Below are 12,986 nucleotides of genomic sequence, written 5' to 3'. Positions count from 1 at the left end.
AACGGCCCACAGTCTGCGGCCCGTACCGCTCACAGGGCGCGGATGCCCGCTATACGGACAAGATGCTCACACATTGTGAAGGTCTGCGCACGGTCGCGTCGCCCTGCGCGAAACCCCGCGACGACGAGCACCGCAGCCGTCGCCGCGCCCGGCCGCAGCACGTGCGGCCGTGCGTCGTCATCGCCCGGCATCAGCACCAGCGCCAGCCAGGTCAACCAGGGGAAGCCCACGGGGAATTTAGCGGGAACCTACAGTCTCCATGAGGTGCGACCGAGCGCCAAAAAGAGAGAACCTTGCCCACAACCGGTAGTGACGAGCATCACGCAGTCGATCCCTGACATCGAGGGTTTTGTGGAAACCCCATCAATTCGCCGATCGTCGCTTTGTTGTCTACCGACGGTGATCGGGCGGTGACCGGTCGGTTAGCTTCGCCCTGTCACCCCAGAGCCGAGACCACGGCCCACGACCCCAGCGGAGTTCCGATGAGCACTGTTGCCGCCCCTGTCCGCCACGGAAAGGTCCTCGCCGACCTGCTCCCCGCCGGCCGCGCCGCGTACGCGGTGGACGCCGCACTGGTGATCGGCGGTGCCGTGCTCACCGGCCTCGCGGCCCAGATCGCCGTACCGGTGCCCGGCTCCCCCGTCCCCGTTACCGGCCAGACCTTCGCCGCCCTCTTCGTGGGCACCGCGCTCGGTGCTCGCCGGGGCTTCCTCTCCCTCGCGCTGTACGCCCTGGCCGGCATGGCGGGCACACCGTGGTTCGCCGAGGCGCAGTCCGGCTACGCGATGCCGTCCTTCGGCTACATCCTCGGTATGTTGCTGGCCGCCACCGTGGTCGGTGCCCTCGCCCGCCGCGGCACGGACCGCTCGGTGCTGCGCACGGCGGGCAGCATGGTGCTCGGCTCCGCGATCATCTACGCGGTCGGCGTGCCGTACCTCGCCCTCGCCACCGGCATGACCCTCTCCCAGGCCGTCGCGGCGGGTCTCACGCCGTTCTTGATCGGTGACGCGCTCAAGGCCGCGCTCGCGATGGGCGCGCTCCCCGGCGCGTGGAAGCTGTTGGGCAAGCGCGGCTGAGTGCCCGACAGGGCACGGCACCGGTACGCGCGGGACCCCGGCCCGTCCTTGTGGCGGGCCGGGGGTCGGCGTTCGTGCATGGTGGCTCAGGCGTCCACGGAGTTGCGCGGGGCGTCCTCCACGGCCGGCTGGCGCTTGCGCACCTTGTCCAGCACGAGTCCGACGGACAGCACGACGGCTGCGACATCAGACTGCTCGGCGCGGGTCCTCGGACTCGCCGGCGGCCAGCGTGACGATCTCGCTGCCCTGAAGGAGAAGACCACCTTCAGTACGCCCGCGAGGATCGCGCCCGCACCGTTGGGCAGGAAGCCGCCGGCATCGGTCAGGTGAGCAAGCCGGCGCCCGGGTTGCCGGGCAGGGACGGCTCCTCCGAAAGGGCCCCGACGCCGGGACCCCACTCACGGCCGCCCGCGCTCCCGCATGCCACACTCATGACCATGCGCGTGTACCTCGGCTCCGACCATGCCGGCTTCGAACTCAAGAACCACCTCGTCGAGTGGCTCAAGGCCCATGGCCACGAGCCCGTGGACTGCGGACCCCACCTCTACGACGCCCAGGACGACTACCCCCCGTTCTGCCTGCGTGCCGCCGAGCGGACGGCCGCGGACCCGGACAGCCTCGGCATCGTGATCGGCGGCTCCGGCAACGGCGAGCAGATCGCCGCCAACAAGGTCAAGGGCGTCCGGGCCGCCCTCGCCTGGAGTGAGCAGACCGCCGCCCTCGGCCGTGAGCACAACAACGCCAACGTGATCTCCGTCGGCGCCCGGATGCATACGCAGGACGAGGCGACGAAGTTCGTGGAGATCTTCCTCGCGACCCCGTACTCGGGTGAGGAGCGTCACACCCGTCGCATCGAGATGCTGTCGGTGTACGAGACCACCGGCGAACTCCCCCCGATCCCGGCCCACCACCCGCAGGAGCCCACCGCCTGATGCCCGAGGGGCACACCATCCACCGACTGGCCGCCGACTACCGGGAACGGTTCGGCGGCCGGTCCGTGCGGGCGACCAGCCCGCAGGGCAAGTTCGCCGACTCCGCGGCACTGCTCGACGGCACCGTCCTGGAGCGCACCGAGGCCCACGGCAAACACCTCTTCCTGGGCTTCGACAGGGACGTCTGGGTCCACATCCACCTCGGCCTCTTCGGCAAGGTGGACTTCGGCGACGCGCCCGCACCGCCGCCCACCGACACGGTCCGACTGCGCATCGCCCACCCCCGGGCCTACGTGGACCTGCGCGGGCCCACCACCTGCTCGCTGATCACCGACGGCGAGAAGGGGGCGATACACGACCGACTCGGCCCCGACCCGCTGCGCCCGGACGACGACCCCGACCGCGCCTGGTCCCGCGTCTCCCGGTCCCGTACGACCATCGCCGCGCTGCTGATGGACCAGAAGGTGATCGCGGGCGTCGGAAACGTCTACCGGGCAGAGGTGCTCTTCCGCCACGGCATCGACCCGTACCGGGCGGGGAAGGACCTCACCGCCCGCGAATGGCAGGCGATCTGGACGGACCTGGTGGCCCTCATGGCAGAGGGGGTCCGTAACAACCGCATCGACACGGTGCGCCCCGAGCACACCCCCGAGGCCATGGGACGTGCCCCACGCGTCGACGACCACGGTGGCGAGGTCTACGTGTACCGCCGGGCGCAGATGCCGTGCCACGTCTGTGGCGGGGAGATCCGCACCGCCGGCCTCGCCGCCCGCAACCTCTTCTGGTGCCCCGCCTGCCAGCCCGTGTAGCGACGGCTAGAAGCCGTGCTGGAGCCACGGCGCGACCGTGGAGGCGAAGGCCACCGACGCCTCCGCGAGCGCGCCCTGGCGCACCTCGCGCACACTGCCGGTGCCCGCGAGCGTGGAGAGAGTGACCCCGCCCAGGTAGGCCGAGCCCAGGTCGCGGACGGAAAGCACCAGGTCCGCCGTGTCCGCGGTGCGTTCGCAGGACGCGCCCTTGGCGTCACCCGTGAGCCGCCAGCGCCCCTCGTTCCAGGGGCAGAAGGCATCCTCGACCTCCAGGACGACGTCCACCGGGGCCTGGTACGTACGAGCCGACAGCGCCGCACCCACATCCACCAGCCGGACGTACATGCCGTCCCGCACCCGGACGGCGCAGCGCCGGATGTCGCTGACGAGGTACAGCAGCGGGTCGTCGGCCGGCCGGTTCCGCGCCCGGACGGTCGAGGTCAGGTCGATGTCAAAGAGGAAGCGCCACAGCGCCGCGTACGCAGCCGGGTCGAGCGCGTCGATCTGCATCAGGGAGATCGAACCGTTGGCCGACGCGGCGGTCCACTCCGGTTTGTTGTGGAAGTGCACGTAGCCGACCACCTCGCCGTCCCGCTCGGCGAGCACGCACTGCAGGGGGGAGGCTCCGTCCCGCTCGGACGGCGGGTCGAGGAGCGGGAGCCGTTCCCAGCCGGGAGTGCGGTCGAGCATCCCGGGCCGGGAACCGATCGCGCGCCGGTACACCGCCTCGCACGCGTCGGCCGCCTCCGCGACGGGCACGAAACGCAACCGTACGTCGTCCGTCCCCGGCGGGACGGTGATCCCGACCCGTGAGGTGTCGATCTCCAGGCTCATCTGGTGCGTCGCGATGCCGTACCCGAACCGGCCGTAGATCGACGGCTCGGAGGCCGTGAGTACGGCGATGGGCTCACCCAGACTGCGCACGTCGTCCAACTGCCGCCGCATCATCGACCGGAGCACTCCGCGCCGGCGGTGGGTCGCCGCCACGCTGACCATGGTGACGCCTGCTGCCGGCACCAGCGCACCGCCGGGTACCGACACCCGGAAGCTGAACGCCCCGGCCGTGCCGATGCACTCGCCCCCGTCCCACGCGCCGATCGACCGCTCGACCTCGGTCAGCGCTTCCCACAGCTCGCGCTCTTCCCGAGCCTCTGCGACGCCGCCGAAGGCAAGCTCCAGCCTCCCGTACCACCGGTCCCACTCGTCTTGCCGGAGTACCCGCAGTTCAGTCGTCATATGCCATCCCTACCAGGGGTGTGCGTCCCGTCGCGACCCGATTTCGAACGCAATGTCACGGGGTCCCCCTGCACGCCGGGCGGGTGGGTGGATAGGGTCCACGCGATGGCACGTCGTGCAGGAGACTCGTACGCGGCCCGGTGGCGGAGGTCCGTGCACCGGGCCCGTACGGCGCTGCGCAAGTCCGGTGTCGACTACTTCCGCGGCGACGGCAGCGACTGGGTCGCCCTGGTAGGACTGCTGCTCACCGTTCCGGCGATCGCCTGCGGCACGATCCTCATGCCGGTCTGGTGCGCGCCCGCCGCCCTCGTGCTGCCGATCGTCGCCGGAGGACTGCTCCTCCGGCCGGCGAGCCTGCTGGGGCTGTACGCGGCGGCAGCCGGGGCCCTGATCGTCGAGTCGCTGGTGCTCGGCCCCTACCTGGAGGGACCGGCCCGGGTCACTCCCGGCACCGTCCTGGTCGTCGCCGCCTGTGGCTTCTTCGGGCTGCTCATCGCCCAGTTCCGGGCCAGGGTCGGCGTGCCGTGGCGGCGCGGCGGCACCATGCTCTTCGACCTGCGCGAGCGCATCCGGGTCCAGAGCGCCCTGCCGCGGCTGCCCAAGGGTTGGCACCGCGAGATGGCGCTGCGACCGGCCGGCGGACAGTCCTTCTCCGGCGACTTCGTCGTGGCCGCCCGCACCAACGGAGGACGCACCCTCGAGGTCGTCCTCACCGACGTGTCGGGCAAGGGCATGGACGCGGGTTCCCGCGCGCTGCTGCTCTCCGGTGCCTTCGGTGGTCTCCTCGGCTCGCTCCCGCCGCACGGCTTCCTTCCCGCGGCCAACGGCTACTTGCTCCGCCAGGACTGGGACGAGGGGTTCGCCACCTCGGTGCACCTCGTCCTCGACCTGGACTCGGGCGACTACGAACTCCTGTCAGCGGGTCACCTGCCCGCTCTCCAGCTGAACGCGGGCAGTGGCCGCTGGGAGGAGAAATCCGCAGAAGGACCGCTGCTCGGCGTGTACGACGGTGCACAGTTCGACCCCGTCAAGGGCACCCTGCGCCCGGGAGACGTCCTGATGCTGTTCACCGACGGCCTGGTCGAAGCCGCCGACCGGGAGATCGCCGAGGGCATGGACCGGCTGACCGGTGAGGCCGACCGCTACGTGGCGAACGGCTTCGAGGGGGCGGCCTGGCACCTCATCGAGGCCGTAGCCAAGGACGTCAACGACGACCGCGCCCTGCTGCTGCTCTGCCGTGAGTCCTGACCGTACCCGCGGACCCGCGAACCGCCGCGGCAGGTCGCTGGTGCCGGCGAGCGGCTGTCCGTGGTCGGCGTCCGGACCTGCAGTCGATCCAAGTCCCCTCTCACGCTGACCGAGGCCGAGGCGATCGCCCGCGCGGCCCACTCGACCCAGACGGACAAGGCGGGGCGCCCCTACGCCGAACACCTGAGGGCCGTGGCCGACGGGGCCGGGTACGGGCACGGGGCGGAACCGACGAGCATTCGCCGCGGCGTGGCTGCACGACGCGGTCGAGGACGAGGCGCTCCCGCCACAGTGGTTGGACGCCGCCGAACTCCCGCAGTCCGTCAAGGACATGGTCCTCGCGCTGACCAGGAGGAAGGGCGAGGAGCTCCCCGACTACGCCCGCCGCATCCTCGCCACGCCGGGCGCCCTGCTGGTCAAGGAGGCCGACCTCGCGCACAACGCCGGCCCTCGCCGGCTCGCCGTCCTCGACGAGCCGACGTGGGCGCGCCTCACCGCGAAGTACGCGACGGTGCGCCGGTTGCCGGGGCTGCCAACTGGCTGACGTTCCGCCGGAACGCCCACGACACGTCGGGTTCCGTCACGATCCGCAGGGCCTTGCGCACCGGTGGGGTGCAGAACAGCGTCACCGCCGCTGCTGCCGCCAGCGTCACCGCGATTTCCCCGGCGGGTTCGGCCAGCCAGGGGTGTTGTGCCACCAGACCCAGGTACTCCAGGGATTTCACCAGGAAACCGTGCAGCAGGTAGCCGCAGATGGTGCCGGCACCCAGCACCGTGAACCAGGTCCTGCGGCTCGGCACCCAGGCGAGGAAGGCCACCGTGAGCACCAGCGCGCAACCGAACAGCCCGAGGGTCATGATCGGCCCCGCCCACCAGGGCGCGTCCAGTTCCTCGGCGCTGGTGGAGCGGTAGAACCAGCCCATCCGCAGGTGCGGTGCCACCCAGTAGGTGAACACCACGGCCGTCGTGACCACCGGCAGGGCCAGCAGCCGCACCTTCCGCCGCCGAAGCATCTGGAAGTGCTCGGGCTTCATGGACAGCCCGAGGACGAAGAAGGGGAGGAACTGGAAGATGCGCTGCAGGTCGAGGTCTTGGCCGATTCCCGGTGTGAGCGAGGCGAGCGAGGCGAGCAGCAGCGCGACGGGCAGCGGGTACCGCAACGAGCGCCACAGCGGAGTGGAGAGCCGCCAGACGAACAGGGCGATCAGGAACCACGTGAGGTAGAGCGGATCGGTCAGGCTGAACGGGTAGTCGGGGTCGTCGTCGGCCCAGCGCTTGAAGAGCGTGTACGCCGCCTCGAAGACGAGGTACGGCACGACCACGCCGCTCACCAGCCGCTTCAGCTGATGGGGGCGGGCTTCGAAACTCCGCGAGAAGTAGCCGGAGATGATGATGAACGCCGGCATGTGGAAGGTGTAGACGAGCATGTAGAGCGCTCTGGTGGCGCGACTGCCGTCCATCACCGGCTCCCACGCGTGGGCCACGGCCACCAGCACGATCGCCAGGTACTTCGCGTTGTCGAAGTAGGCGTCGCGTCTCCTGGCCGCTGCCGCCCCGGGCTTCGGCGGCGTCGCGGGAACGGGCTCCGACTCCCGCGCGGCTTCGGGGAGCGGAGCCCTCTGCAATTCATGCGGAGCGTGGAACATTCGAGGCACCCTAGCTCTGCAAATCGATTTCGTAAAACGTCCCCGGGTGTGTGCCCATTCGCTGAGGAAACCATAGACAAACGCACCGTATGCCCCAATTAATCCGACTTAAACAGGGCATATCAACAGCTCTCGAGGTGAGGTGAATTTCCTCACGACATATCTTCTGACATTTCTGTGTGTGTGATGTGTATTTCCCGTAGGGCGGGGAAATGATCAGGTCGAAATCGAATGCGAGGTGCGGAGATCGGGCAAGGTTCCGCCGGTCCCGGGGGTGCGAACCGGCCGGTGCCCTCGACGGCGTTGGCGAGATCCGTTCGTCGACGGTTCGTCAGCGGGTAACCGATGCGGCCGGGTTGGTGGCACGATGGTGGAAACGGGGGTGCGCCGGGCCGCATGCCCCCAGCGTGGGCTAGGCGGACCGACCGAGGGTGTGATCAGTTGTGGCCATTTCGCTGTCTGTGGTGCTGCTGTTGGCGATCATCCTCGTAGTGATGATCAGAGGCGGCTCCATCAAGGCCGGACCCGCGATCGTGGCGGCGCTCTTCGGCTTCTTCCTCGCTTCTTCGGGTATGGCGCCGTCGATCAGCAAGTTCCTCAACTCGATAGCTGAGAGCATCAACTCGATCAGCTTCTGACGCTGGTCGGCTACAGATCGCGCGCGAGGGGCACGAGTGGTCTGACCCTGCTCGGCTTCCTCCAGGGCTGAGATCGCCCGTCGTCGCCGGCGCGTGACCGCCGTGCCGACGACCACCCGGAGCAGCGGCGGGCGGGGATGACTCCGCCGTGCCGACGACCACCCGGAGCAGCGGCGGGCGGGGATGACTCCGCCGTGCGGGACCGCCCCGGTGCTGCGACCGGGGTCGGCATCCGTGCACGCCACCACTGAACGGGAGCGGCTGATGGGGCAGGCCGTGAGCACGGTCGTTGAGCGCGTACCCAAGCAAGAACCCGACCGGTAACGGGCGCGTAGGCCCGAAGGGAAGTCGGAGAAAGCACCAGGGCCAGGCTGGAGGATGACCCTCCGTCCTGGCCCCGGGATGTGGAGCGGGCGACGGGAATCGAACCCGCGTAGCTAGTTTGGAAGACTAGGGCTCTACCATTGAGCTACGCCCGCAAGGCTGCACCGCAGGTCGCTGACGCCGCGGCACGAGGAGCATCGTAGCGGGTCCGCGAGCATCGCCGCACACCCACGGGTCGCCGGTCGCCAAACGGGCCGACGAGTGCCGGTGGGCATGTACCCTACGTGTCGCACCGAACGGGGTGTGGCGCAGCTTGGTAGCGCGTCCGCTTTGGGAGCGGAAGGCCGTGGGTTCAAATCCCGCCACCCCGACCACCGTCGCGATCGTGCCCGTCGGATGATCGCGTTGTGGGGCTCATCCTGCTTGCGGTTACTATGCAAGCTGTGTGCCCGTGTGTCTGACGCGTGTCTGAAGAACCGGGCCCGATCCGCTGAGCCGCCGCCGACCTAACGTCCCGTGGTGGGCCCAGCAGAACCCCAGTATTCAGCCACCAAGGAGACCGAACCGTGAAGAGCGCCGTGGAGACCCTGAACCCGACCCGGGTTCGGCTCACTGTCGAGGTGCCCTTCGAGGAGCTCAAGGCCAGCCTCGACGCGGCGTACAAGAAGATCAACCAGCAGGTCACGGTCAAGGGCTTCCGCAAGGGCAAGATCCCGGCCCGCGTCATCGACCAGCGGTTCGGTCGCGGCGCCGTGCTGGAGGAGGCCGTCAATGACGCGCTCCCGAAGTTCTACACCGAGGCGGTCAACGAGGCCGACGTCAACCCGCTCGGCCAGCCCGAGGTCGACATCACCGAGCTGAAGGACGGCGAGCTGCTCGCCTTCACCGCCGAGGTCGACATCCGCCCGACGATCGAGATCCCGGACTACTCCGGCATCGAGGTCGAGGTCGACGCCATCGAGGTCAGCGACGAGGACGTCGAGAAGTCGGTGGAGCAGCTCCGCACCCGCTTCGCGTCCACCTCCCCGGTCGAGCGCGCCGCCGCCGACGGCGACGTCGTGACCGTCGACCTGGAGGCCAAGGTCGACGGCGAGGTCCTCGCGGACGGCGTGGCCGACGGCGTGCAGTACACCATCGGCTCCGGTGAGCTGCTCGACGGCATCGACGAGGCCGTCACCGGCTTGGAGGCCGGTGGCGAGGCCACCTTCACCTCCGAGCTGAAGGGCGGCTCGGCCCAGGGCAAGGAAGCCGAGGTCACCGTCAAGGTCACCCAGGTCGCCGCCCGTGAGCTTCCCGAGCTGGACGACGAGTTCGCGCAGATGGCGAGCGAGTTCGACACCCTGGACGAGCTGAAGGCGGACAGCCGCAAGCGTCTCCGGAACATGAAGGAGTACGACCAGGCCACCCAGGCTCAGGAGCGCGTCCTCGAGAAGCTCCTGGAGCTGGTCGAGGTCCCGATCCCCGAGAAGCTCCTCGAGGACGAGGTCAACACCCGCAAGCACAACCTCGAGCACCACCAGCTCGGTCAGATGGGCCTTGACCTGGAGAAGTACCTGGAGCTCCAGGGCAAGACCGTCGAGGAGTTCGACGCCGAGACCAAGGAGCAGGCGGTCAAGGGCATCAAGACCCAGTTCGTCCTGGACGAGCTGGTCTCCAAGGAGAAGCTGAACGTCGGCCAGGAGGAGCTCACCGAGCACCTCATGCGTCGCGCCGCCTCCTCCGGGATGTCCCCCGACCAGTTCGCCCAGGCCGTCGTCGAGGGCGGCCAGGTGCCGATGCTCGTCGGGGAGGTCGCCCGCGGCAAGGCGCTCGCCGTCGTCGTCGAGGCCTCCACGGTCAAGGACACCAACGGTGACGTCGTCGACCTGAGCGACGACGAGGACGAGGTCGAGGAGGCCGCCGAGGTCGCCGCCGCGGCCACCGGAGACACCGAGGAGAAGACCGAGGCCTGATTCCTCGCTGCGACCCCTACGACGGGCCCGGACGCGTCTCGCGCGTCCGGGCCCGTCGTCGTACCGGCACCGGTACGCCCCGGGGAGGTCAGGCCGCCGCGCACCCGCCTAGCTTGCGCTCCCAGCGAACAGTTGGGGAACCGGGATGGCGCCCGCCCACCAGCGCGTTAGGGTCCATGAATACGAGGGCAGGGGAGTACCCGCCCAAGGGGATCTCCGGCCCCACGTACAAAGACGCTGAGACGGCCGCAGCCGTCAGAGACGAGCAGGTGGATTACGTGACGATTCTGATGCCTAACGCCGCCGGTGAGCCGTCCATCGGTGGAGGCCTCGGCGACCAGGTCTACAGCCGGCTGCTCGGCGAGCGCATCATCTTCCTGGGCCAGCAGGTCGACGACGACATCGCCAACAAGATCACGGCGCAGCTCCTCCTCCTGGCCGCCGATCCGGAGAAGGACGTCTACCTCTACATCAACAGCCCCGGTGGCTCGGTGACGGCTGGCATGGCCATCTACGACACCATGCAGTACATCCCGAACGACGTCGTCACCATCGGCATGGGCATGGCCGCTTCCATGGGCCAGTTCCTGCTCACCGGCGGTACCGCGGGCAAGCGCTTCGCGCTGCCGCACACCGACATCCTGATGCACCAGGGCTCCGCCGGTATCGGCGGTACGGCCTCGGACATCAAGATCCAGGCCGAGTACCTCCTCCGCACCAAGCAGCGGATGGCGGAGATCACCGCCCGCCACTCCGGCCAGACCGTCGAGACGATCATCCGCGACGGTGACCGCGACCGCTGGTTCACGGCCGAGGAGGCCAAGGACTACGGGCTCATCGACGAGATCATCTCCGCCGCTTCGGGCGTTCCGGGCGGCGGCGGCACCGGGGCCTGAGCCCGGCTGCCGGGGGTCCAGGCCCCCGGCGCCGTGCCGGCACCCCGCCCGCCCCCTCGGCCCAGCCCACCGAACGCCACCAGGATGGTGAACACGACCATGAACCAGTTCCCCGCAGCCTCCGCAAGCGGCCTCTACACCGGCCCGCAGGTGGACAACCGCTACGTCGTCCCCCGCTTCGTCGAGCGCACGTCACAGGGCGTGCGCGAGTACGACCCGTACGCGAAGCTCTTCGAAGAGCGCGTGATCTTCCTGGGCGTGCAGATCGACGACGCCTCCGCCAACGACGTCATGGCTCAGCTGCTGTGCCTTGAGTCGATGGACCCGGACCGTGACATCTCGATCTACATCAACAGCCCCGGTGGCTCCTTCACGGCGCTGACCGCCATCTACGACACGATGCAGTTCGTGAAGCCGGACATCCAGACGGTCTGCATGGGTCAGGCGGCCTCCGCGGCCGCCGTCCTGCTGGCCGCCGGCACGCCCGGCAAGCGGATGGCCCTGCCGCACGCCCGCGTGCTGATCCACCAGCCGTCCTCGCAGACCGGCCGGGAGCAGCTCTCCGACCTGGAGATCGCCGCCAACGAGATCCTGCGCATGCGCGAGCAGCTGGAGGCGATGCTGGCCAAGCACTCCTCCACGCCGATCGAGAAGGTCCGCGAGGACATCGAGCGCGACAAGATCCTGACCGCCGAGGACGCCCTCGCGTACGGTCTCGTCGACCAGATCGTCTCCACCCGCAAGAGCACGGCCGCAGCGGCCGCCTGACGCCCGACCTTCCTTTGGCGCGGCACACGTCGACGTGAACCGCGCCAAGGGGGGCCCGAACCAGGGGCCCGGCAAGGTACCGTCGGATATGAGGCACCAGGAGCCGCTGAACCAAGCGCTCCCAGGCGAAGGGGAAGCACCTCGTGGCACGCATCGGTGATGGCGGCGACCTGCTCAAGTGCTCATTCTGCGGAAAGAGCCAGAAGCAGGTGAAGAAGCTCATCGCAGGCCCCGGGGTGTACATCTGCGACGAGTGCATCGACCTCTGCAACGAGATCATCGAGGAGGAACTCGCCGAGGCCTCCGAGGTGCGGTGGGAGGAGCTTCCCAAGCCGCGGGAGATCTACGAGTTCCTCGAGGGCTACGTCGTCGGGCAGGAGCCCGCGAAGAAGGCCCTTTCGGTCGCGGTGTACAACCACTACAAGCGCGTCCAGGCGGGTGAGAACGGTCAGGGGCGCGACGACGCGATCGAACTGGCCAAGTCCAACATCCTGTTGCTCGGCCCGACGGGTTCCGGCAAGACCCTGCTGGCGCAGACCCTGGCGCGGATGCTCAATGTCCCGTTCGCCATCGCGGACGCCACCGCGCTGACCGAAGCGGGCTACGTGGGCGAGGATGTCGAGAACATCCTGCTGAAGCTGATTCAGGCCGCGGACTACGACGTCAAGAAGGCCGAGACCGGAATCATCTACATCGACGAGATCGACAAGGTCGCCCGGAAGAGCGAAAACCCGTCGATCACGCGGGACGTGTCCGGTGAGGGCGTCCAGCAGGCCCTGTTGAAGATCCTGGAAGGCACCACTGCGTCGGTCCCGCCGCAGGGCGGCCGCAAGCACCCGCACCAGGAATTCATCCAGATCGATACGACCAACGTGCTCTTCATCGTCGGCGGGGCGTTCGCCGGCCTGGAGAAGATCATCGAATCGCGGGCCGGCGCGAAGGGCATCGGTTTCGGTGCCACGATCCGCTCCAAGCGCGAGATCGACGCGAGGGACCACTTCCGCGAAGTCATGCCGGAGGATCTGGTCAAGTTCGGGATGATCCCCGAGTTCATCGGCCGGCTCCCCGTCATCACCTCGGTGCACAACCTGGACCGCGAGGCCCTGCTCAAGATCCTGGTCGAGCCGCGCAACGCCCTGGTCAAGCAGTACCAGCGCCTCTTCGAACTCGACGGCGTGGAGCTGGACTTCGACCGCCCGGCACTCGAAGCCATCGCCGACCAGGCCATCCTCCGTGGCACGGGCGCGCGCGGTCTGCGCGCCATCATGGAGGAGGTCCTGATGTCGGTGATGTACGAAGTGCCGTCCCGCAAGGACGTGGCGAGGGTCGTCATCACGGCGGACGTGGTCCACAACAACGTCAACCCGACTCTGGTGCCGCGGATCGTGAAGAACGACGGTCGGCACGAGAAGTCGGCGTAGCCTCATACGGCTACGGGGCGCCCGGCCGGTTCATCGAACC

Annotated in this window: 12 protein-coding genes, 2 tRNA genes and 2 pseudogenes; 11 read left to right on the top strand and 5 right to left on the bottom strand. The window is 68.9% G+C overall.

Translation table 11 applies throughout. The annotated features are described in order from the left end of the window. Window positions 1-29: 29 nt before the first annotated feature. The gene (locus ACFXOM_RS16485) at window positions 30-230 is read right to left on the bottom strand and encodes a hypothetical protein (protein WP_384940535.1); all 201 of its coding nucleotides are present in this window, start codon (window positions 228-230) and stop codon (window positions 30-32) included. A gap of 252 nt (window positions 231-482) precedes the next feature. Between ACFXOM_RS16485 and ACFXOM_RS16480 the strand changes: the two genes are divergently transcribed. Continuing rightward, the gene (locus tag ACFXOM_RS16480; RefSeq protein ID WP_384940533.1) at window positions 483-1,076 is read left to right on the top strand and encodes a biotin transporter BioY; all 594 of its coding nucleotides are present in this window, start codon (window positions 483-485) and stop codon (window positions 1,074-1,076) included. 189 nt (window positions 1,077-1,265) lie between these two features. Here ACFXOM_RS16480 and ACFXOM_RS16475 read toward each other — a convergent pair. After that, window positions 1,266-1,414 (bottom strand): annotated as a pseudogene (locus tag ACFXOM_RS16475) (amino acid transporter); the annotation flags it as partial. Between the two features lie 99 nt (window positions 1,415-1,513). Between ACFXOM_RS16475 and ACFXOM_RS16470 the strand changes: the two are divergent. Both ACFXOM_RS16470 and ACFXOM_RS16465 read left to right on the top strand, forming a co-directional pair. Further along, window positions 1,514-2,008, top strand: coding sequence for a ribose-5-phosphate isomerase (locus ACFXOM_RS16470; RefSeq protein ID WP_384940531.1), 495 nt, complete (start codon window positions 1,514-1,516; stop codon window positions 2,006-2,008). Then, window positions 2,008-2,817 carry an Fpg/Nei family DNA glycosylase gene (locus ACFXOM_RS16465; protein ID WP_384940530.1) on the top strand — a complete coding sequence of 270 codons (810 nt, stop codon included), beginning with the start codon at window positions 2,008-2,010 and terminating at the stop codon, window positions 2,815-2,817. The genes ACFXOM_RS16470 and ACFXOM_RS16465 overlap by 1 nt, the downstream gene beginning before the upstream one ends. A 6-nt stretch (window positions 2,818-2,823) precedes the next feature. Here ACFXOM_RS16465 and ACFXOM_RS16460 read toward each other — a convergent pair whose 3' ends face one another. Then, window positions 2,824-4,053, bottom strand: coding sequence for a GNAT family N-acetyltransferase (locus tag ACFXOM_RS16460; protein WP_384940528.1), 1,230 nt, complete (start codon window positions 4,051-4,053; stop codon window positions 2,824-2,826). 105 nt (window positions 4,054-4,158) lie between these two features. Between ACFXOM_RS16460 and ACFXOM_RS16455 the strand changes: the two genes are divergently transcribed. Continuing rightward, on the top strand, window positions 4,159-5,301 hold the full coding sequence (locus ACFXOM_RS16455) for a PP2C family protein-serine/threonine phosphatase (protein WP_384940526.1): 1,143 nt from the start codon (window positions 4,159-4,161) through the stop codon (window positions 5,299-5,301). A 60-nt stretch (window positions 5,302-5,361) separates the two neighbouring features. After that, window positions 5,362-5,845 (top strand): annotated as a pseudogene (locus ACFXOM_RS16450) (phosphohydrolase). Here ACFXOM_RS16450 and ACFXOM_RS16445 read toward each other — a convergent pair. Then, entirely contained in the window at window positions 5,793-6,947 is a 1,155-nt protein-coding gene (locus ACFXOM_RS16445) for an acyltransferase family protein (RefSeq protein ID WP_384945517.1), read from the bottom strand. The pseudogene ACFXOM_RS16450 and the gene ACFXOM_RS16445 sit on opposite strands and share 53 nt — an antisense overlap. A 443-nt stretch (window positions 6,948-7,390) precedes the next feature. Between ACFXOM_RS16445 and ACFXOM_RS16440 the strand changes: the two genes are divergently transcribed. Beyond that, window positions 7,391-7,585 carry a hypothetical protein gene (locus tag ACFXOM_RS16440; protein WP_384940522.1) on the top strand — a complete coding sequence of 65 codons (195 nt, stop codon included), beginning with the start codon at window positions 7,391-7,393 and terminating at the stop codon, window positions 7,583-7,585. Between the two features lie 405 nt (window positions 7,586-7,990). Here the strand turns inward: ACFXOM_RS16440 and ACFXOM_RS16435 are convergent. Continuing rightward, window positions 7,991-8,064 (bottom strand) — tRNA-Gly (locus ACFXOM_RS16435). Window positions 8,065-8,206: 142 nt separating this feature from the next. Here ACFXOM_RS16435 and ACFXOM_RS16430 point away from each other — a divergent pair. The 5 genes from ACFXOM_RS16430 (at window position 8,207) to clpX (ending at window position 12,946) form a co-directional block, all read left to right on the top strand. Continuing rightward, window positions 8,207-8,283, top strand: a tRNA-Pro gene (locus ACFXOM_RS16430). A gap of 192 nt (window positions 8,284-8,475) precedes the next feature. Continuing rightward, window positions 8,476-9,861: a trigger factor gene (tig, locus tag ACFXOM_RS16425; RefSeq protein ID WP_384940521.1), complete on the top strand. Its 1,386-nt coding sequence runs from the start codon at window positions 8,476-8,478 to the stop codon at window positions 9,859-9,861. A 290-nt stretch (window positions 9,862-10,151) separates the two neighbouring features. Then, a complete protein-coding gene (locus ACFXOM_RS16420) occupies window positions 10,152-10,757 on the top strand; it encodes an ATP-dependent Clp protease proteolytic subunit (RefSeq protein ID WP_123190519.1) in 606 nt (201 codons plus the stop codon). Between the two features lie 84 nt (window positions 10,758-10,841). Further along, a complete protein-coding gene (locus ACFXOM_RS16415) occupies window positions 10,842-11,525 on the top strand; it encodes an ATP-dependent Clp protease proteolytic subunit (protein ID WP_384940519.1) in 684 nt (227 codons plus the stop codon). Window positions 11,526-11,668: 143 nt separating this feature from the next. Further along, window positions 11,669-12,946 (top strand): ATP-dependent Clp protease ATP-binding subunit ClpX, encoded by a 1,278-nt coding sequence (clpX, locus tag ACFXOM_RS16410; RefSeq protein WP_385038263.1) that lies wholly within the window; start codon window positions 11,669-11,671, stop codon window positions 12,944-12,946. Window positions 12,947-12,986: the final 40 nt, after the last annotated feature.

The organism is Streptomyces sp. NPDC059169 (assembly GCF_042755225.1).
Taxonomy (GTDB): domain Bacteria; phylum Actinomycetota; class Actinomycetes; order Streptomycetales; family Streptomycetaceae; genus Streptomyces.
Note: the sequence above shows the minus strand (reverse complement) of the source record. Positions and strands in the feature narration are given on the sequence as shown.

Bases quoted from the DNA above. Each gene is read 5' to 3' on its own strand.
- ACFXOM_RS16445 (WP_384945517.1), bottom strand. From the start codon at position 6,947: ATGTTCCACGCTCCGCATGAATTGCAGAGGGCTCCGCTCCCCGAAGCC.
- ACFXOM_RS16460 (WP_384940528.1), bottom strand. From the start codon at position 4,053: ATGACGACTGAACTGCGGGTACTCCGGCAAGACGAGTGGGACCGGTGG.
- ACFXOM_RS16455 (WP_384940526.1), top strand. From the start codon at position 4,159: ATGGCACGTCGTGCAGGAGACTCGTACGCGGCCCGGTGGCGGAGGTCC.
- ACFXOM_RS16470 (WP_384940531.1), top strand. From the start codon at position 1,514: ATGCGCGTGTACCTCGGCTCCGACCATGCCGGCTTCGAACTCAAGAAC.
- ACFXOM_RS16480 (WP_384940533.1), top strand. From the start codon at position 483: ATGAGCACTGTTGCCGCCCCTGTCCGCCACGGAAAGGTCCTCGCCGAC.
- ACFXOM_RS16420 (WP_123190519.1), top strand. From the start codon at position 10,152: ATGCCTAACGCCGCCGGTGAGCCGTCCATCGGTGGAGGCCTCGGCGAC.
- ACFXOM_RS16465 (WP_384940530.1), top strand. From the start codon at position 2,008: ATGCCCGAGGGGCACACCATCCACCGACTGGCCGCCGACTACCGGGAA.
- ACFXOM_RS16415 (WP_384940519.1), top strand. From the start codon at position 10,842: ATGGTGAACACGACCATGAACCAGTTCCCCGCAGCCTCCGCAAGCGGC.